17 protein-coding genes and 7 tRNA genes are annotated in these 17,939 nt (G+C 45.9%); 18 read left to right on the forward strand and 6 right to left on the reverse strand.

Features of this window, described 5'->3' with window-relative positions:
- Positions 1-7: 7 nt before the first annotated feature.
- The 4 genes from ybeY to Q4Q46_RS15285 all read right to left on the reverse strand — a co-directional run bounded on the left by ybeY (position 8) and on the right by Q4Q46_RS15285 (position 3,624).
- Positions 8-469 carry an rRNA maturation RNase YbeY gene (gene ybeY, locus Q4Q46_RS15270; RefSeq protein WP_311889916.1) on the reverse strand — a complete coding sequence of 154 codons (462 nt, stop codon included), beginning with the start codon at positions 467-469 and terminating at the stop codon, positions 8-10.
- Positions 459-1,505, reverse strand: a complete 1,047-nt coding sequence (locus Q4Q46_RS15275) for a PhoH family protein (RefSeq protein WP_006082740.1) — start codon at positions 1,503-1,505, stop codon at positions 459-461. Before Q4Q46_RS15275 ends, ybeY begins: the two co-directional genes overlap by 11 nt.
- A gap of 201 nt (positions 1,506-1,706) precedes the next feature.
- The gene (miaB, locus tag Q4Q46_RS15280) at positions 1,707-3,131 is read right to left on the reverse strand and encodes a tRNA (N6-isopentenyl adenosine(37)-C2)-methylthiotransferase MiaB (RefSeq protein ID WP_106651363.1); all 1,425 of its coding nucleotides are present in this window, start codon (positions 3,129-3,131) and stop codon (positions 1,707-1,709) included.
- Between the two features lie 85 nt (positions 3,132-3,216).
- Positions 3,217-3,624: a hypothetical protein gene (locus Q4Q46_RS15285; protein WP_311889921.1), complete on the reverse strand. Its 408-nt coding sequence runs from the start codon at positions 3,622-3,624 to the stop codon at positions 3,217-3,219.
- A gap of 418 nt (positions 3,625-4,042) precedes the next feature.
- Between Q4Q46_RS15285 and Q4Q46_RS15290 the strand changes: the two genes are divergently transcribed.
- The 10 genes from Q4Q46_RS15290 (at position 4,043) to Q4Q46_RS15335 (ending at position 8,347) form a co-directional block, all read left to right on the forward strand.
- Positions 4,043-5,335 carry an FAD-dependent monooxygenase gene (locus tag Q4Q46_RS15290; protein ID WP_311906388.1) on the forward strand — a complete coding sequence of 431 codons (1,293 nt, stop codon included), beginning with the start codon at positions 4,043-4,045 and terminating at the stop codon, positions 5,333-5,335.
- Between the two features lie 165 nt (positions 5,336-5,500).
- Entirely contained in the window at positions 5,501-6,088 is a 588-nt protein-coding gene (pth, locus tag Q4Q46_RS15295) for an aminoacyl-tRNA hydrolase (RefSeq protein WP_311906389.1), read from the forward strand.
- 129 nt (positions 6,089-6,217) lie between these two features.
- The gene (ychF, locus tag Q4Q46_RS15300; protein WP_106651360.1) at positions 6,218-7,309 is read left to right on the forward strand and encodes a redox-regulated ATPase YchF; all 1,092 of its coding nucleotides are present in this window, start codon (positions 6,218-6,220) and stop codon (positions 7,307-7,309) included.
- Between the two features lie 208 nt (positions 7,310-7,517).
- A tRNA-Met gene (locus Q4Q46_RS15305) sits at positions 7,518-7,594 on the forward strand.
- 95 nt (positions 7,595-7,689) lie between these two features.
- Positions 7,690-7,774: transfer RNA gene (locus Q4Q46_RS15310), tRNA-Leu, on the forward strand.
- Positions 7,775-7,819: 45 nt separating this feature from the next.
- A tRNA-Gln gene (locus Q4Q46_RS15315) sits at positions 7,820-7,894 on the forward strand.
- A 24-nt stretch (positions 7,895-7,918) separates the two neighbouring features.
- Positions 7,919-7,993 (forward strand) — tRNA-Gln (locus tag Q4Q46_RS15320).
- 1 nt (position 7,994) lies between these two features.
- A tRNA-Met gene (locus Q4Q46_RS15325) sits at positions 7,995-8,071 on the forward strand.
- A 75-nt stretch (positions 8,072-8,146) separates the two neighbouring features.
- Positions 8,147-8,231 (forward strand) — tRNA-Leu (locus Q4Q46_RS15330).
- Positions 8,232-8,272: 41 nt separating this feature from the next.
- Positions 8,273-8,347, forward strand: a tRNA-Gln gene (locus Q4Q46_RS15335).
- Between the two features lie 484 nt (positions 8,348-8,831).
- Here the strand turns inward: Q4Q46_RS15335 and Q4Q46_RS15340 are convergent.
- A complete protein-coding gene (locus Q4Q46_RS15340) occupies positions 8,832-9,521 on the reverse strand; it encodes an Ivy family c-type lysozyme inhibitor (RefSeq protein ID WP_261272742.1) in 690 nt (229 codons plus the stop codon).
- Positions 9,522-9,992: 471 nt separating this feature from the next.
- Here Q4Q46_RS15340 and Q4Q46_RS15345 point away from each other — a divergent pair, with 471 nt between their 5' ends.
- The 7 genes from Q4Q46_RS15345 (at position 9,993) to secF (ending at position 16,822) form a co-directional block, all read left to right on the forward strand.
- Positions 9,993-10,589: a PepSY-associated TM helix domain-containing protein gene (locus tag Q4Q46_RS15345; RefSeq protein WP_261272696.1), complete on the forward strand. Its 597-nt coding sequence runs from the start codon at positions 9,993-9,995 to the stop codon at positions 10,587-10,589.
- Positions 10,590-10,605: 16 nt separating this feature from the next.
- On the forward strand, positions 10,606-11,118 hold the full coding sequence (locus tag Q4Q46_RS15350; RefSeq protein ID WP_261272695.1) for a DUF2271 domain-containing protein: 513 nt from the start codon (positions 10,606-10,608) through the stop codon (positions 11,116-11,118).
- Positions 11,119-11,172: 54 nt separating this feature from the next.
- Positions 11,173-11,991 carry a DUF4198 domain-containing protein gene (locus tag Q4Q46_RS15355; protein ID WP_261272694.1) on the forward strand — a complete coding sequence of 273 codons (819 nt, stop codon included), beginning with the start codon at positions 11,173-11,175 and terminating at the stop codon, positions 11,989-11,991.
- A 367-nt stretch (positions 11,992-12,358) separates the two neighbouring features.
- Positions 12,359-12,835, forward strand: a complete 477-nt coding sequence (gene greA / locus Q4Q46_RS15360; RefSeq protein ID WP_006082729.1) for a transcription elongation factor GreA — start codon at positions 12,359-12,361, stop codon at positions 12,833-12,835.
- Between the two features lie 431 nt (positions 12,836-13,266).
- Positions 13,267-13,875, forward strand: coding sequence for a hypothetical protein (locus tag Q4Q46_RS15365; RefSeq protein WP_311906411.1), 609 nt, complete (start codon positions 13,267-13,269; stop codon positions 13,873-13,875).
- Positions 13,876-14,102: 227 nt separating this feature from the next.
- On the forward strand, positions 14,103-15,917 hold the full coding sequence (gene secD / locus Q4Q46_RS15370) for a protein translocase subunit SecD (protein WP_311906390.1): 1,815 nt from the start codon (positions 14,103-14,105) through the stop codon (positions 15,915-15,917).
- A 2-nt stretch (positions 15,918-15,919) separates the two neighbouring features.
- Positions 15,920-16,822 carry a protein translocase subunit SecF gene (gene secF / locus Q4Q46_RS15375; RefSeq protein WP_006082726.1) on the forward strand — a complete coding sequence of 301 codons (903 nt, stop codon included), beginning with the start codon at positions 15,920-15,922 and terminating at the stop codon, positions 16,820-16,822.
- Between the two features lie 83 nt (positions 16,823-16,905).
- Here secF and yhbY read toward each other — a convergent pair whose 3' ends face one another.
- The gene (yhbY, locus tag Q4Q46_RS15380) at positions 16,906-17,205 is read right to left on the reverse strand and encodes a ribosome assembly RNA-binding protein YhbY (protein ID WP_006082725.1); all 300 of its coding nucleotides are present in this window, start codon (positions 17,203-17,205) and stop codon (positions 16,906-16,908) included.
- Positions 17,206-17,295: 90 nt separating this feature from the next.
- On the opposite strand from yhbY, the gene rlmE reads away from it, so the two are divergent.
- Positions 17,296-17,925, forward strand: coding sequence for a 23S rRNA (uridine(2552)-2'-O)-methyltransferase RlmE (rlmE, locus tag Q4Q46_RS15385; RefSeq protein WP_006082724.1), 630 nt, complete (start codon positions 17,296-17,298; stop codon positions 17,923-17,925).
- Positions 17,926-17,939: the final 14 nt, after the last annotated feature.

The raw sequence follows: 17,939 nt of genomic DNA on the forward strand, positions 1-17,939 counted from the left end.
TAGCTAACTATTGTTCCTTATATGGGTCAGTAAAGCCTAAGCCTTCAATGAGTTGGGTCTCTAACGACTCCATCTCTTCAGCTTCTTCATCTTCGATGTGATCATACCCTAGCAGATGCAAGCAACCATGTACAACCATGTGTGCCCAGTGCGCTTCTAAGGTTTTTTGTTGCTCACGGGCTTCATTTTCAACGACTGCCGCGCAAATGACAAGATCTCCTAGTAAAGGAAGTTCAATTTCTGGCGGTGCCTCAAAGGGAAATGACAACACATTGGTCGGTTTGTCTTTGCCGCGGTAGGTGCTATTGAGCATCTGACTCTCGCGGCTTTCGACTATACGTATGGTTAATTCAGCTTCATCCATGCTATTACCAATCGCGGTCGTGACCCAAAGGGCGAATTGCTCGTCCGTTGGCAACCAGTCGCAGGTGGTGGCATGTTGAATATCTAAGGCTAAATCAAGACTCATGTGCTGCGGCTTCCTGTTGTTTCTGGTATTGGCTTTCTTTCTTAGCCTTTAAGGTTTGCTCTTTTAAATCAAATGCCTCATAGGCTTCGACGATACGAGCAACCACAGGATGGCGCACGACGTCTTGGGAGACGAAAAAGTTAAAGCTGATTTCTTCTACTTGGCTTAACACTTCAATCGCGTGGCGTAGGCCGGACTTTTGATGTTTAGGCAAGTCGGTTTGGGTGATGTCGCCTGTGATCACCGCGCGGGAATTAAAACCGATACGGGTAAGGAACATCTTCATTTGCTCGATTGTGGTGTTTTGACTTTCATCGAGAATAATAAAAGCATCGTTCAAGGTACGGCCGCGCATATAGGCAAGCGGTGCCACTTCGATGACGTTTTTCTCAATTAAGCGTTCCACTTTTTCAAAGCCGAGCATTTCGAATAGTGCGTCATAGAGTGGACGTAAATAAGGGTCGACCTTTTGACTTAAATCACCGGGTAAGAAACCAAGTTTTTCACCCGCTTCTACCGCTGGGCGAGTCAGCAAAATACGGCGCACTTCTTGGCGTTCTAACGCATCCACTGCCGCTGCCACCGCAAGGTAGGTTTTGCCGGTTCCCGCTGGACCAATACCAAAGGTAATGTCGTGGCGCACAATATTGGCCACATATAGGCTTTGGTTTGGATTGCGTGGCTTAATGACGCCGCGGCGGGTTTTGATATTAATGCTGCTGTCGTCGCTCGCGTCTTCTTGCTCTAGGGCGATGGCTTCTTGAATGGCGATATGGACTTGCTCAGGCTCAAGATCGGGCGTGCTGCCTTTGACCGTTTGGGTCTCGATATAGAGCTCTTTGAGTAAGTTGTTGGCGCTTAAACAATTGCGTGGCAGTCCGGTGATCTGAAAATGATTGTTTTTACGGACGATTTCAACGCCAACGCGACGCTCAATCTGTTTGATATTGTCATCGAATGGACCGCAAAGTGAAGCCAAACGGCGGGTTTCTGCGGGTTCGAGATACAGATTCATGGTAGTTAATTTACTGGACAAATAGCACTCCCAATAGCGAATAAGAAAGCAAGGTTGATGTCGCTAAACCCTTGCAAGATAATTTCAGTTTACGAGCCATAGCCGATAATTGCTAACGGAAAATAACAATTGCCTCGGTAGACTTAAACAAAAGTGCGTTAAAGCAAAAGGGCGACTAAGTCGCCCTTCTCTATATAGGTACTGTTTAAGCCGATTTAAAGCTTATGGCTTAAATTGCGTCACACCCAGTTCGTCATCTTGTTTGTGCTTAGCCAAAATATCCGATGGACGTAGGCTACGGCGTAGATCCATTTCATCTTCACCGCGGATAAACTTACCGCGCAGCGAGTTAGTGTAAACGTCGACGATTTCGACATCCACAAAGGTGCCAATGTGTTTTGGCTGACCTTCGAAGTTCACCACACGGTTGTTCTCGGTACGGCCACGCAGTTCCATTGGATTTTTAACCGATGGACCTTCAACCAGAATACGCTGCACTGTGCCCATCATATGGCGGCTGTAGCGCATGGCTTGCTGGGTGATGCGGTCTTGCAGAATCGCGAGACGTTGCTTTTTCTCTTCCATATCAACATCATCAGGTAAATCCGCCGCTGGCGTGCCCGGACGCGCGCTATAAATAAAGCTAAAGCTGTGGTCGAAACCTATGTCTTCAATCAACTTCATGGTGTCGGCAAAATCTTCTTTGGTTTCGCCTGGGAAGCCAATGATAAAGTCTGAGCTGATTTGAATGCCTTCACGGGCTTTACGCAGGCGGCGGATGATTGACTTATATTCAATCGCCATGTGACCGCGTTTCATCGCCGTGAGAATACGATCAGAACCCGATTGTACTGGCAAGTGTAAGAAGCTCACTAGCTCAGGGGTATCTTCATAAACGTCGATAATATCCTGTGTAAATTCAATCGGGTGACTGGTCGTAAAGCGGATACGATCGATACCGTCGATAGCTGCCACAAAACGCAGTAATTCAGCAAAGGTACAGATGCCGTCATCGTGGGTTGCGCCGCGATAGGCATTGACGTTTTGGCCAAGCAGGTTCACTTCACGCACACCTTGCTCCGCCAATTGGGCGATCTCAAGGATGATGTCGTCCGATGGACGGCTGACTTCTTCGCCGCGCGTATAAGGAACCACACAGAATGAACAGTATTTGCTGCAACCTTCCATGATAGACACGAACGCCGTTGGGCCTTCGGCGCGTGGCTCTGGCAGGCGATCGAATTTTTCGATTTCAGGGAAGCTGATATCGATAACCGCTTTGTCACCACGGCGTACTTGCTCGATCATATCGGGCAGACGGTGTAATGTCTGTGGTCCAAAAATAATGTCGACACATTGGGCTCTGTCTTTAATCGCTTTGCCTTCTTGTGAAGCAACGCAGCCGCCCACGCCAATAATCAAATTGGGATTTTTATCTTTAAGCGTCTTCCAGCGTCCTAGCTGATGGAACACTTTTTCCTGCGCTTTTTCACGGATTGAACAAGTGTTCAGCAGGAGAATGTCTGCCTCAGACGCTTCTTCAGTCAAGGTATAACCTTGGTATTCGCCTAACAGATCAGCCATCTTGGATGAGTCATACTCATTCATTTGACAGCCCCAAGTCTTGATATGGAGTTTCTTACTCATCAGTTGTGTCGCCCTAAGATGACCAATAAAAATAGCGCGACATTTTACCTGCTGTTATGGCTGCTGACCAGCTTTGTCCTCACTTTTACCTGTTGGCTTTTGCCGAGGGTGATACCCATACAAATGCTAGGTTTTTATTACTCGCTTGTACTTGGGCGAGGTTAAGACGGTTAACATGCTGAGCTTTGGCCATTTCCATCAAGCTATTGCGTGCTTGAATGCCGATGTCTTCACGAATTTCGAGTCGAAATGCGCTCAACATTTCCGTGGTATGTTGATATAAGGCATAATCGAGCGGGTCGCGATAGGTCACTGTGATGGTTTCAATGTTTGGGCTCGCGGCAGAGTCAGTTGCTGAGTTAGCCTCCATGGCTTGGCCTAGCGGTGTAATACCTAGTGTGAGTGCTGTGCCCAATGTAAATGCTGTGCCTAGTGTAAGTGCGCTGCAAATTAATAAGCGGCTGGCTATGGGTAAAAGAGTCAGTGTTTTCATGACATCCTCGCTAATTTATACGGTGGATTCACTTGTTAACTCGTCCAATACGGCTTAGGGCTGGGTGCTAGTTAAGTGAGAGTGTTCAGCACGGATAACGCCAGCCAAATCACAAAATCGCGATTAAGTGATTTTGGCTATGATGCCCGTGCCACTTGAGTTTAGTCAGTGTTGAAACGGGTAAGTCTTGTCTTTGTAAGCAACTGTGAGCAGGTGGGGTGATAGCAACATTTGCTCACGTTTGAGTGCTAAGAGACATACTTTTGATACAAAGTGAGTGGCTTTTTCCTGCATAGGTTTGGTCAATGCTGTCTGGGTAAAATAGCTGGCGCATAGATAGTGTAAAGACGTCGCTTGGGCAGCAATAAACATGGCAATAAACATGGCAATAAAGGTGGTAACTAAGGTGGTAAGTAAGATGAGCCAAATTGATGAAACAAGTGCACCGATGACATCCGATACAACTCATTCAGACGTCACTTATGTTGATGTGACTCATTCAGACGTCACTCATGTTAAAGGCATTCATGTTGAAGACGCTGAGTTCGATATTATTCTCGTCGGCGGCGGTATGGTCGGTGCGGCGACGGCAATTGGATTAGCCCAGCAGGGCTTGCAAGTGGCGGTGATTGAATCATTTGCGCCAGAGGCTTATCAAGCCGAGCAGCCGTTAGATGTTCGAGTCTCGGCCATCAGTGTGGCTTCTGAAAGTTTGCTTGAGCGTCTTGGCGCCTTGGACTCACTGCTGAAAATGCGCAATGTGCCTTACCTTGGTTTAGAAACCTGGGAGCTCGATGGCTGTATCACTCAATTCCACAGTTCACAAATTGGCGCCAGTCATTTAGGTCATATAGTTGAAAACCGATTAATCCAACTTGCCCTGTGGCAACAGATGGCGCAATTGGCCGGCATCACTTTATATTGTCCCGATAAAGTGGCGGCATTTTCCCGCGATAGCGACGGTGTAAGTGTGCACTTACAATCGAATCGTAAACTTAACGCTAAGTTATTGGTCGGTGCCGATGGTGCGCACTCGCAGGTACGCCAATGGGCGGGGATTGGTATTTCAGGGTGGGATTATGCTCAATCGGCGATGTTGATCAATATCAACACCGCACAGGGCCAGCAAGATGTCACTTGGCAACAGTTTACGCCTAAAGGACCGCGTTCCTTATTACCTCTGCCCGGTAATAACGCTTCGCTGGTGTGGTACGACGATGCCAATCGAATAAAACAGTTAATGCAGCTTAACAACAAACAGTTGGCCGAACAGATACGTTTGCATTTCCCTGCGCGCTTAGATGCCGATTTCACCGTTGAGAATAAAGGCAGTTTTGGCCTCACTCGTCGCCATGCCCAGCGCTACTATAGTCAGAACGTGGTGATTTTAGGAGATGCCGCCCACACTATCAATCCGCTCGCCGGTCAAGGGGTGAACCTTGGGTTTAAGGATGTCGAAGCATTTTTGGCGGTCATCAAGGATGCATTAACCCAAGATAATACCTGGTGGTCGAATGAAGTGCTGGCCCAATATCAGCACAAACGTTATCGCGATAACCAGCTGATGATGACGGCGATGGATGTGTTTTACGCCGGTTTTAGCAACGATATCTTGCCGCTTAAGCTGCTGCGTAATGGCGCGTTAAAGTTGGCAAACATCAATTCTCCGATCAAAAAGACCGTCCTAAAATATGCAATGGGGCTTAATTAATCCTGAGTTGTTCTGTGTTCTGACCTTGTGTTCTGCTCCTGTGCGATGACGTGGCATTTGTTGACTTGGGGTTTGAGTGCTAAAATGCCGCGTTTTTAGCTGGTATGGTCAGTTCAGTCGGCACTTTGCGCGGCTGCCATCGACGAAATAACGATATTGAGTGTCATGAGCGAAATAAAATTAATAGTTGGTCTGGCTAATCCAGGTGCTGAATATGCACACACTCGCCATAACGCGGGGGCTTGGTACGTTCTAGAGCTGGCACGAATTTGCGGTGTGACTTTAGTCGCCGACAGTAAGTATTTTGGTTTTACCGCCAGAGCCGTATTACACGGTAAAGATGTCCGCTTATTGATCCCAACCACTTATATGAATTTAAGCGGTAAAGCGGTGGGTGCTTTGGCAAATTTTTTTCGTATCACGCCGGAAGAGATTCTGGTTGCTCACGATGAACTCGATCTGCCGCCCGGTGTGGCTAAGTTCAAGCTCGGTGGCGGTCATGGCGGCCACAATGGTTTGAAAGATATTATTGCTAAACTGGCTAACGATAAAAATTTCTACCGTTTACGCTTAGGTATCGGTCATCCCGGCGATAAAAACCAAGTCAGTGGTTACGTACTAGGCAAAGCACCTGCCAAAGAGCAAGAGCTTATCGATGCGGCGATAGATGAAGCTGTGCGTTGTACCGAGATTTTGTTTAAGCAAGACATGGTGAAAGCCATGAACAGATTACACTCCTTTAAAGCGGAGTAGGTTTTGCTTTGGCGAGACCCAAGTATAAAGTGATTTAATTATTCAGTAATGTGCTGCCATAGGGCAGGACGACTAAACCTCGCTGATGAGTGTGACTCGTTAGCCAATAATCGAGAGAAAGGTAAGCATATGGGTTTTAAATGCGGCATTGTTGGTCTTCCTAACGTTGGTAAATCAACGCTTTTTAATGCGTTAACTAAGGCTGGCATCGAAGCGGCTAACTTCCCGTTTTGTACCATTGAACCTAACACGGGTGTTGTACCTGTGCCGGATCCACGTCTGGATGCGTTAGCTGCGATTGTGAATCCACAACGTATATTACCGACCACTATGGAATTCGTGGATATCGCGGGTCTTGTGGCTGGTGCATCTAAAGGCGAAGGTTTAGGTAACAAGTTCCTTGCTAACATCCGTGAAACCGATGCCATTGGTCACGTAGTACGCTGTTTCGATGATGACAATATTGTTCACGTTGCTAACAAGGTTGATCCCGCTGGCGATATCGAAGTGATTAACACTGAATTAGCCTTAGCTGACTTAGACAGCTTAGAGCGCGCGGTTCAACGCCAGCAAAAACGTGCTAAAGGCGGTGATAAAGACGCTAAGTTTGAAGTGGAAGTATTAGAAAAAATGCGTCCAATTTTAGACGAAGCGAAAATGCTGCGTTCAATGGAATTATCTAAAGAAGAACTGGAAGCCGTTGCTTACCTTAACTTCTTAACCTTAAAGCCGACCATGTATATTGCTAACGTGGCGGAAGATGGTTTTGAGAATAACCCACACTTAGACGCTGTTCGCGCTATTGCAGCGACAGAAAACGCTATCGTTGTTGCTGTGTGCGCCGCGATTGAATCTGAATTAGCTGAAATGGACATCTCAGATCGCGATGAGTTTATGGCTGATCTGGGTATCGAAGAGCCTGGTTTAGATCGCGTTATCCGTGCTGGTTATCAATTACTGAATTTGCAAACCTATTTCACCGCAGGCGTGAAAGAAGTGCGTGCTTGGACTGTGCCAGTCGGTGCGAGTGCCCCGCAAGCGGCAGGCGTGATTCACACCGATTTTGAACGTGGTTTTATCCGTGCTCAAGTGATGGCATTTGATGACTTTATCGCTCACAAAGGTGAAGCGGGCGCGAAAGAAGCCGGTAAGTTACGTGTGGAAGGCAAAACCTATATCGTTAAAGATGGCGATGTGATGCATTTCTTGTTTAACGTATAACTAGGATTAGACAAGCCCTAAACCTTGATAAATTAAGCTAAGTACGAGTAACAGTGTGTTATTTAGCACATCTGTTGCTCAGTTTGGTGAAGTAATAGCCGAACAGCTTAACCTAAGGGAAATAGCGAAAAAAAGCTGTTGACCTCGATACCTCGAATAAGCATAATACGCCCCGTTCCTCGCTGAGAGGGGCGCGTAATATCGAAGTGGCAATGTAGCTCAGCTGGTTAGAGCACAGCACTCATAATGCTGGGGTCGCAGGTTCAAGTCCCGCCATTGCTACCATTTTATTTAAGAAGCATATTCTTATATAAAATAGACGGCGATTTTACTCTAGCATTGATTGCTAGCATCTCTTCAAGATGTAAACACGAAGCTGTGCGGGAATGGTGAAATTGGTAGACACGCCAGATTTAGGTTCTGGTGCCGCAAGGTGTGAGAGTTCAAGTCTCTCTTCCCGTACCATTTTTAGAAACATCGGCGATAGCGGATGTTTGAAACAGAGTTAGTTGGGGTATCGCCAAGTGGTAAGGCACCGGGTTTTGATCTCGGCATTCCAAGGTTCGAATCCTTGTACCCCAGCCATTTTTTCTCAGTTTCCAAGTTGATTGGGGTATCGCCAAGTGGTAAGGCACCGGGTTTTGATCTCGGCATTCCAAGGTTCGAATCCTTGTACCCCAGCCATGGCAATGTAGCTCAGCTGGTTAGAGCACAGCACTCATAATGCTGGGGTCGCAGGTTCAAGTCCCGCCATTGCTACCATATTTAACTCTGTTAAAGTGATTTATCAGAGAAAAATCCAAAGCTGTTGAACAAACAATTTTGGTACATTTTGATGCGGGAATGGTGAAATTGGTAGACACGCCAGATTTAGGTTCTGGTGCCGCGAGGTGTGAGAGTTCAAGTCTCTCTTCCCGTACCATCAAAATGCAATCTTCAGAAAGAAGATTAAACACAGTTTATTGGGGTATCGCCAAGTGGTAAGGCACCGGGTTTTGATCTCGGCATTCCAAGGTTCGAATCCTTGTACCCCAGCCAAAAGTTAAAAAGCCTGTCTTCGGACAGGCTTTTTGCTTTCTGGTTTTTCACTATATCCTTACTAATCGTTTTCACTCTCTATCTGCTTTCGCATTATTCGCAGTTTGGTTTCTTTCGCTTTCTTCGTTTAGCATTTCCCTTTTCTATCAATGTCCTTGCTATAGCTGGCTTGAATTTCTGTCGTTTGTTTTTATCAAGCCGTTTATAGGTTGGGTAACTCAATAATGATGTATTGGATTTTAAGTCGTCAGCAAGCTGAATAAGCCTTATCTGTTTAGTTCTGGGATTCAGAGAGTGGAGTGAAGCTTAGAGTTAGCAAGCACAACTAATCTTTGAGTGAGTATAAGAGCCAACATAAGCACTAGCATAATAGCAGGCATAAGAAGCTGGGCTTGGATCAGAATGTCGAACTGGGGAATTGGCACTTTATAAGACGACAGTGAATACCACAGTGCCAGTTGATTAGGCACTGTGGTGATCTGTGTTATTGCTTTTTGACTTCTGGCACGACAGGCAGCGATTTTATTTCTGCTGGAACCGCTGGAATTGCAGGTGTGACCATTTTTACTGCCGTTTCAGTAATTGCAGTCGGTAATACTGTATTCTCAATGATGGCACTTTGAGCCGCGTTAACCTCACCGGTGGCGACTGCTTTAATGGGATTAGGTAACTGCTGCTGCACTTGATTTGCGCCCGCTTCTAAGGCTTTTTGTTGTAACTTCTGCGGATCGGTATAGTCGGCTAATTCCTTCGGCCAACTTGGGACCAGCTTTTGCGCTTGATTACTAAATTGCTCAGAGAACACTGAGGGCGCGCCGCCTTTCATTAGCATGACTGCCATTTGGTTGGTGTCAGAGTTCCAAACCAGACCGGCTTTTTCTGCCATTTCAGGTACAGGAGTATAAGTTGACACTAAATAAATAAGTGGACCTTCCTGCTGGATCTTATCGGCCGTTTTGAGCAGCGATAGAGTGGTATCGTAATTTTTACCCAGCAATTCCTGCATACGGTTCTTAATGAGTGGCTGTTCGAATAAGCCGACATCATTTGGATCTAAACCGACAAGGGGCTTGAGCAAGGCCCACATTAGTTGACCTTGGGGTGACATTAATAAGAGTGGAGCAACACAGGCGTTGAGCATTAACGCGAGCCACAGAATATGCAGGCAGCGCATTTTTTTGAGCAGAGATTTACTCAAGATAATATTTCCTTGGGAGTACCAGCAAGTCGCCGGCGGCGGATTGTAGCCGATTGGCATGAGGTAAACGAGTGGGGGCGTAAAGTAAATTTTATGCCAAAAAGTTAGCGTGAATGTTGGATTTTATCTCTATGAATCTAATGAATATTTACAGATGATACCGTAAATAACTTGCTGCTAATTTAATCAAAGATAATGGCTTTTGAGTGTTAAATGCAGATTTGCCTGTAAGCGGTTTATTTTTCAGTCTTATTCTTCAATCCTATATTTCAGCTTCTTTTTCAGTATTGAATATGTAAAGTTTGTAAACTTTGTTCTATTTGATAATCGATCTCATTTAATCTCGCACATTAAATTAGTTTAATGCAGCTCATTTCAGTCTTAGGCTGCATAGGGAAAGCCGATTCTGGAGGCATTTCTCTTCGGGTTGCTTTTGAGAGTGCACCATTGAAATTAAGAGTCAGTAAGTCGTCTTTGTCCTTTGCTCGAATTATCCATGTATATGTATCTATGGCCTTGTTGCTGCTGATGCTGTTTTTTGCGGTGACAGGCATAACGTTAAATCACCCAAATTGGTTTTCTCAAACAGATCAGGAACCTAAACGGGAGCAAGTGCCCATTCCTGCCTATTTATTACCCGTCGATACTCAAGATGCGCAGTGGCGTTTGGCAACGGGCCATTGGCTGAAAAGTGAATGGGCTATGGATATGGCTACTGCCGATATAGATGAAGACGAAATTAGCTTAGTCAGCAAAGGGCCCGGCACTTACCTAAGCCTGACGTTGGACTTACTCGACGGCCAAGCCTATGTCGAAACCTTAGATTATGGTGTCGTAGCCGTAGTGAATGATTTGCATAAGGGCCGCAACACAGGCATTGCTTGGGCTTGGATACTCGACCTTAGCGCCATACTGATTATTTTATTTTCGCTTACTGGGGCTTACTTATTATTGCCTCAAACCAAGCGTCTCAAAAAGTCATTGTTATACATGGTACTTGTCAGCGGTAGTTGCGGACTTGTGTATGTTTATTTCGTTCCCTAAGGAGTGTAGACCGAGTATGCGTCATCTTATTCGTACTGTTGCGGTGAGTGCTTTGTTTGTGAGTTCAGCTGCGTTTGCTGTGCCACAAATGACAGTCGATTTAACCTTGCCGGAAATTACCGAAGGCCAATATCACAGACCTTATGTGGCGGTATGGGTTGAGGATGCCCAAGGACAACCGGTAAAAACCTTAAGCCTTTGGGTTTGGGATGAAGGCCATAAATGGCTTAAAGACATCCGCCGTTGGTGGCGTAAAGCAGGTCGTGACGATATGAGTTTTGTTGATGGAATTGCATCTGCCACACGCCCTGCGGGTCATTACAAAATCGATTGGGATTTAAAAGATGAGGCGGGTAAAGCACTTGAGCCCGCTCGTTATACTGTGTTTATTGAAGTGGTGCGTGAGCATGGTGGTCGCGATCTCGTGCGACAAAATATCGATTTAACCACGGGGGACTTCTCTGTGCAGTTACCCGCCACCACCGAAACCGGCGTTATCGACATACGCTTAAGCGGCATGGCTCGCTGAGCCTTCAAATGAACATATTGCCCGTACATTACTCGTTAAACTTAAGGAAAAGGCATGAAATTACGTCTTATTGCATTACTTAGCACACTTTGTATTAGCCCGTTGGCAAGCAGCCACGACAGATGGATCTTACCTAGCCACTTTAACGTTTCGGCCGAAAGCCTAGAGGCCGTGTGGATCACTTCAGATGTGTCTGCTAGTAATCAAGTGTTTATGATGGATAAACCTTTCAGCGCCAGTGACGTACGTGTGTTACTGCCTAATGGCGACTCAAGCTCTCCAAGCTCAAGTTATACCGGCGGCCGTAAATCGGTATTTGATGTGCAGTTAATGCAAGATGGCACCTATAAGTTCGAGAAAGAAGTCACGCCGCGTTATTTCTCCCGCTATAAAGTGAAAGGCAAAGAAGGCTTTGTCCGCAGTCGTTTAGATAAAAAAGCGACCGCCGCTGTCATGCCAAAGGGCGCCTCTGAATTAGAAGGTTCTTTAAATGTGTCGCGGGTGGAAACCTACGTAACCCGAAATAAGCCGACGGATAAGGTTTTGGCTCCTAAGGGTGAGTACTTGGAACTAGTCCCAGTGACCCATCCTGCCGATATCGTTGAAAACGAACCTGCAACACTGCAGTTTGTTTATGACGGCAAACCCGTTGCAGGTGTGAGTGTTGCGATTATGAAAGACGGCAGCCTATACCGAAACAAGCCTGAAGAAATCGCTTTAACCTCAGATAAAGACGGTAAAGTGGCCATGACCTTGCCTGCGGCGGGACGTTATCTTTTACATGCATCTATTGAGCGTCCGAATGCAGACACATCCCTTGCCGATAAAACCGTCAGTGAGATTTTCCTTACGTTTGAAGCTGGACTTGAATAGGATTCACTCTTCCGCTCAAGTGAGTAAGCGTTATAAGTGACTCGTTATAAATGATTTAGCGTTATAAATGACGTAACGTTCACCGTTAAATGCCCACAACCTAAACGGCGAGTGGGCATTTTTGTATTCAAAACCCTTTATCTATACGGCTATTAATCAATGCAGTAACTATGATTCTATCTGGCTCGCGGATTTAGATTTCATTGCTGGTAACTCTGCTTAAGGTTGGGTAAGCTGCGTCAATGCATTGTTCTTGATGCATCAAAGGCGCATAACGATTAGAATAGCGCAATTCCACCCTCATTTGACTGTGTTGACCTTAGCGTTGGCACGGGTTGCTTTTGTTTTAAAGGAGACGAAAGAAGTTATGACTAAGGTTCCTATGACAGTTGTCGGTGCAGAACAGCTGCGTAAAGAGTTAGATATTCTCAAGTTTGACCGTCGCCCTAAGATCACTGAAGCGATTGCCTCTGCGAGAGAGCTAGGCGACCTGAAAGAAAACGCGGAATACCATGCGGCTCGTGAAGACCAAGGTATTTGTGAAGCACGTATCCGTGATATTGAAGGTAAGTTATCTAACGCGCAAATTATCGACGTCACTAAGATGGTGAACAACGGTCGTATTATTTTTGGCGCCACTGTGACTATTTTAAATCTCGATACTGACGTTGAAGTGACTTATCGCATAGTCGGCGATGATGAAGCGAATATTAAAGAAAACCTGATTTCAGTGAACTCACCGATAGCCCGTGGCTTAGTGGGTAAAAATGAAGGTGATGAAGTGTCGATTACCACACCTGGTGGCATGACAGATTACGAAATCATCTCAGTACAGTATTTATAATCAGCGAATCGATTTAGCTACAGAGTCTGCTAAGTCTTGCCGAGAGTATGATTTGTGCTCGTTCTAAAACCGCCCTAGGGCGGTTTTTTTGTCATCTGTAAATCCAGTTGGCATGCATGTTTAGAGATTGAGTTTTGCATGTGAATTTAAGATGTAGCTATGGATTTAAGATTTAGCTATGGATAGAGACCGCGTTTCAGAGGGGAACTCGAAAGATGGATAAAGATTAATTTGCCTCTTGCTGCACTTTTACTTAAGCTGCAAATCTAGCTTCATCAGCAAGCTTAACCAGTAATTACTCAGTGTTGTTTGATTTAGCGCGATTTTTATTTTAGACCCTAACGTAAAATAGCAAATGCTAAGCATGAATGGGGTTATTTTTCGTTTTAATAAGAGGGCACGCTTTGGTAAAACACTGGCGTACGGGATTGATGTTAGTTTGCGTGGCGATCATGCTGATTGCGCACTCGGCTAGCTATACGCCAAAAACCTCAGAACAACGCAGTGATGCCGCTCGCCATTATGCTCAGAAACACACAGCTCTGAAGCAAACGGCTCTAAAACAAACGGCCCAGATGCACACTGTGAGTCCTGATAGTTCAACTCCCGATGCAGAGCCAAGCGCTGAATCTCAAAGTTTGCCCGATGCTATTGCTCAATCGCATTCACATTCTGATGCGCAAACCGTTGAAAGTTGCGGCTCATTGCATAGTCATGATGCCAATCGTGTCAATTCAGACTCAGCATCCCAGCCAATACCTTGTCCAAGCTCAGATTACGTGAGTCATTCGGACGAGTTAAATTTTGCCCCAATAAATTCGCCGCGCTTTATCAGTCTTGCCCAGCACGATGTGCGTGAGGTGAAACCGGTATATCTACTCGCGTTAGACTTCACCGTCGAACCGACACCCAATGTCGTTGAACCGACCGATCTGGATATCACGTCAGATTGGACGCTTTCAGCTGTATCTTCCCCCGCCCGAATTTCGGGTTGGAAAGTCTCAAATCTTCAATATCGATTTAGCCAACAAGCCGCTTAACCCACCTATTTAGGTGTGCTATCGACAGGAGTCCACTCCCGTTGAACTTGCATGCCATTGCATTTTTGTTCTCACCGAAACCATCTCTATCGAGGCTATATTCGCTGTGATGACTTGAGTCTAACTGGCTAAATTTGCTGGTACTCAATGATAGGTTTCGGACTGATATCAATATGTTCGCTTAGCTTTTGACTTAAAAGTTAGGTGATAAATAGCGAGTTAATCCCATGGAAAGAAAACCCAATAAACGGCTGCTAAATCACTATTCAGCTTGGAAATATATAGTTCTTATCGTCACCATCATAGTGATGTTATTCAGTGCCTTGCCGACATTTTATGGTGAGAATGCCGCGGTGCAAGTGGGCGCTAAGGCTGGGTTAACACTTACGCCCGTAGCCCTTAGAGATAAGCTGCAAGCTGAAGGCGTGACGGTAAAACGCATCGACCAAAAAAATGGTGAAACCTTAATTGTCCTCGATGCGGATAACCAACAAACCTTAGTCAAAACCTTGGTTTCGTCTATGGTGACAGAGCCAAAAGAGTTGACCTTATCCCTTGCCAGTGCCGCGCCGAGTTGGTTGCAAAACTTAGGTTTTCAGCCGATTAAACTAGGGCTCGACTTACGTGGTGGTGTGCAGTTTCTACTCGATGTGGATGTTGACCCTGTGTATCAAACTCAGGGTGAGGCGTTAGTTGATTCGCTACGTCAATTCATCCGTGAGCAGAAGATCCGTGGTGCCAGCGTCTATTTGGACCAAACTAACCAGTTAAACCTGACGCTGCCCGATAATGACGCCCGCGCCGCCGTGCGTCAGATGATGAAACAGTCCTATCCAAATTGGCAATTATCCAATACCGATGGCGCGGGTTTACAGATTAAGTTGAGTCAAGAGGAACAAACTAAACTGCGTAATTTGACTGTGCAGCAAAACTTGCAAGTTATGCGCAGTCGTATTGAAGAACTTGGCATAACAGAAGCCTTAGTACAGCGCCAAGGCGATCATCGAATTCGGATTGAGTTGCCTGGCGTGCAAGATCCTGCAGCCGCGAAAAACGTCATTGGTGCTACAGCGAGTCTGGCTTTTTTCGAGGTGAAAGAGTCAGGCTCTGTGAATGCCATGGTGCTTAACGATAAGTCGGGTAAGCCTATTTATGTGAGCCGCACGCCTGTGCTGGGTGGCGATCACATTGTCGATGCCAGAGCGAGTTTAGGTGAGATGGGTATGGCCGAGGTAAACATTAACCTCGACCGTATCGGCGGGCAGAAAATGTCTGAGTTTTCCCGAACCAATATTGGCAAACCTATGGCTACGTCTTACAGCGAATACAGTCGCGATGAACAAGGTAAGGCTAAGCAAACTCAAGAGATTATCAGCGTTGCGACCATTCAATCCCAGCTTGGAGACCGCTTCCGCATTACTGGTGCGGGCACCTATCAAGAAGCGCAACAATTAGCCCTGTTACTGAGAGCGGGCTCTATGACGGCGCCAGTGACGATTGTAGAAGAGCGCACTATTGGCCCGACGTTAGGTGCTGAAAACATTGAAAACGGTTTTGCTGCGCTTGGTCTAGGTATGGGGATTACCTTGTTGTTCATGGCGCTTTGGTATCGTCGTCTCGGTTGGGTAGCGAATATCGCGCTGATCTCTAACATGGTGATCTTGTTTGGCCTACTGGCGCTTATCCCTGGTGCTGTGCTGACCTTACCCGGTATTGCTGGCCTAGTGTTAACCGTGGGTATGGCTGTCGATACCAACGTGCTGATTTTTGAGCGAATAAAAGACAAGTTAAAAGAAGGTCGCAGTTTTGCGCTGGCAATTGATACAGGGTTTGATAGTGCGTTTTCGACCATTTTCGACGCTAACTTCACCACTATGATCACGGCTGTCGTGCTGTATTCCATCGGTAATGGCCCAATTCAAGGTTTCGCCTTGACCTTAGGTCTAGGTCTGTTGACCAGCATGTTTACCGGTATCTTTGCTTCAAGAGCCTTGATTAACTTAGTTTACGGACGTGATGCTAGTCGTCATGTGAGGGTATAACCATGAAAAATATCAATCTAACAAAATGGCGTTATGTCTCCAGTGCTATCTCAATTTTATTGATGATAACGTCATTAGCCATCATAGGTGTAAAGGGTTTTAACTGGGGACTAGACTTTACCGGTGGTGTGGTGACTGAAGTTCAGCTCGATAGAAAAATCACCAGCAGTGAGTTACAACCTTTGCTTAACGCTGCCTATCAGCAGGAAGTCTCTGTGATCTCGGCCAGTGAGCCGGGCCGTTGGGTACTGCGCTATGGTGATATAAAGAGTGCTGATACTGAGCAAAGTAATGTCGATATTCAGCAGGCATTAGCGCCACTTAACTCTGAAGTGCAAGTCCTTAACAGCAGCGTTGTTGGGCCGCAGATTGGTCAAGAACTGGCGGAGCAGGGCGGGTTAGCGCTGTTAGTCGCTATGCTGTGTATTTTAGGCTATTTAAGTTATCGCTTCGAGTGGCGACTCGCATCGGGCGCTTTGTTTGCGCTGGTACACGACGTTGTGTTCGTACTGGCGTTTTTTGCACTGACGCAGATGGAGTTTAATTTAACGGTACTGGCGGCTGTGCTGGCGATTTTAGGCTATTCGTTAAATGACTCGATCATTATTGCCGACCGTATTCGTGAATTATTGATTGCTAAGCCAAAGCTTGCGATTCAAGAAATTAATAACCAAGCGATTGTGGCGACATTCTCCCGTACTATGGTGACGTCAGGGACAACCTTAATGACGGTCGGTGCGCTGTGGATCATGGGCGGTGGGCCGCTGGAAGGATTCTCGATTGCGATGTTTATCGGTATTTTAACCGGCACATTCTCATCGATTTCTGTTGGAACCTCATTGCCTGAGTTGTTAGGTTTAACGCCTGAGCATTATAAGGAACAAGTGATTTCTGATACGCCTTAGTGCTTTATTTTAATTTTTAGTAAAAACAAAGAGGCCACTCAATTGAGTGGCCTCTTTGTTAACACAATAAAAATCAAGAAAAATTACTTTGCCTTTGGCAAAGCAATCTTCATTTCTGGTGATTGACGATAAATCACCAGAATATGACCAATAAGTTGCACTTTTGCGGATTGAGTTTCACGTACTATGGCATCAACGATGGCATTTTTTAGCTCTCTGTCGGCAGAGGCTACTTTCACTTTAATCAATTCATGATAAGCGAGTGCGCTTTCAATTTCAGCGAGTACACCTTCAGTCAATCCATTGGCACCAAGCAGCACCACTGGCTTTAGCGGATGCGCTAGACCTTTTAAATGCTGTTTTTGTTTGGTTGTTAAGTTCATTTCTACCAACTTTTGCTGAGTTACTGTTGAAAAACGGCTATTCTACCCTTATATAGCCTTTGTGTAACTCTCAATTGTTGCGGATTTTAAATGTCAGGTATAAAACGTACGGCCAGTTCTAATCGCTGGATGCTAGAACACTTTGATGATCACTATGTCAAACTCGCCCAAAAAATGGGCTTGCGATCTCGCGCTGCGTTTAAGCTTGAGGAGATCCAGCAAAAGGATCAACTGATTCGCCCAGGCATGACTGTGGTTGATCTCGGTGCTGCTCCAGGAGGTTGGTCTCAAGTGGCAGTTAAATTAGCGGGAGATAGAGGTAAAGTCATCGCCTGTGACATTTTGCCTATGGATCCCATCGTCGGGGTAGATTTTTTGCAAGGGGATTTTCGTGAAGATAAAGTCCTTCAAGCATTACTTACTCGCGTCGGTGATGCTAAGGTTGACGTTGTGTTGTCTGATATGGCGCCCAACATGAGTGGTTCAGATAGTGTTGATCAACCCCGTGCCATGTATTTAGTGGAGTTGGCGTTAGATATGTGCCATCAAGTATTGGCTCCTAATGGCTGTTTTGCGGTAAAAGTCTTTCAGGGGGAGGGCTTTGACGAATACATGAAAGCGGTAAAAGCAGTGTTTAAAGTCGTTAAAACACGTAAACCAGACTCTTCACGAGCGCGTTCCCGTGAAGTCTATCTTGTGGCGACTGGGTACAAGTTGTAGTAACCTAGCGTTAA

The sequence above is a fragment of the Shewanella vaxholmensis genome (assembly GCF_031932135.1).
Classification (GTDB): Bacteria; Pseudomonadota; Gammaproteobacteria; order Enterobacterales; family Shewanellaceae; genus Shewanella; species Shewanella hafniensis.

What these genes read in the sequence shown, in the direction of transcription:
- ybeY (WP_311889916.1), bottom strand. Translation starts at nt 469, where the DNA reads ATGAGTCTTGATTTAGCCTTAGATATTCAACATGCCACCACCTGCGAC.
- miaB (WP_106651363.1), bottom strand. Translation starts at nt 3,131, where the DNA reads ATGAGTAAGAAACTCCATATCAAGACTTGGGGCTGTCAAATGAATGAG.
- Q4Q46_RS15285 (WP_311889921.1), bottom strand. Translation starts at nt 3,624, where the DNA reads ATGAAAACACTGACTCTTTTACCCATAGCCAGCCGCTTATTAATTTGC.
- Q4Q46_RS15290 (WP_311906388.1), top strand. Translation starts at nt 4,043, where the DNA reads ATGAGCCAAATTGATGAAACAAGTGCACCGATGACATCCGATACAACT.
- pth (WP_311906389.1), top strand. Translation starts at nt 5,501, where the DNA reads ATGAGCGAAATAAAATTAATAGTTGGTCTGGCTAATCCAGGTGCTGAA.
- ychF (WP_106651360.1), top strand. Translation starts at nt 6,218, where the DNA reads ATGGGTTTTAAATGCGGCATTGTTGGTCTTCCTAACGTTGGTAAATCA.
- Q4Q46_RS15340 (WP_261272742.1), bottom strand. Translation starts at nt 9,521, where the DNA reads ATGCGCTGCCTGCATATTCTGTGGCTCGCGTTAATGCTCAACGCCTGT.
- Q4Q46_RS15350 (WP_261272695.1), top strand. Translation starts at nt 10,606, where the DNA reads ATGCGTCATCTTATTCGTACTGTTGCGGTGAGTGCTTTGTTTGTGAGT.
- Q4Q46_RS15355 (WP_261272694.1), top strand. Translation starts at nt 11,173, where the DNA reads ATGAAATTACGTCTTATTGCATTACTTAGCACACTTTGTATTAGCCCG.
- greA (WP_006082729.1), top strand. Translation starts at nt 12,359, where the DNA reads ATGACTAAGGTTCCTATGACAGTTGTCGGTGCAGAACAGCTGCGTAAA.
- Q4Q46_RS15365 (WP_311906411.1), top strand. Translation starts at nt 13,267, where the DNA reads ATGTTAGTTTGCGTGGCGATCATGCTGATTGCGCACTCGGCTAGCTAT.
- secD (WP_311906390.1), top strand. Translation starts at nt 14,103, where the DNA reads ATGGAAAGAAAACCCAATAAACGGCTGCTAAATCACTATTCAGCTTGG.
- secF (WP_006082726.1), top strand. Translation starts at nt 15,920, where the DNA reads ATGAAAAATATCAATCTAACAAAATGGCGTTATGTCTCCAGTGCTATC.
- yhbY (WP_006082725.1), bottom strand. Translation starts at nt 17,205, where the DNA reads ATGAACTTAACAACCAAACAAAAACAGCATTTAAAAGGTCTAGCGCAT.
- rlmE (WP_006082724.1), top strand. Translation starts at nt 17,296, where the DNA reads ATGTCAGGTATAAAACGTACGGCCAGTTCTAATCGCTGGATGCTAGAA.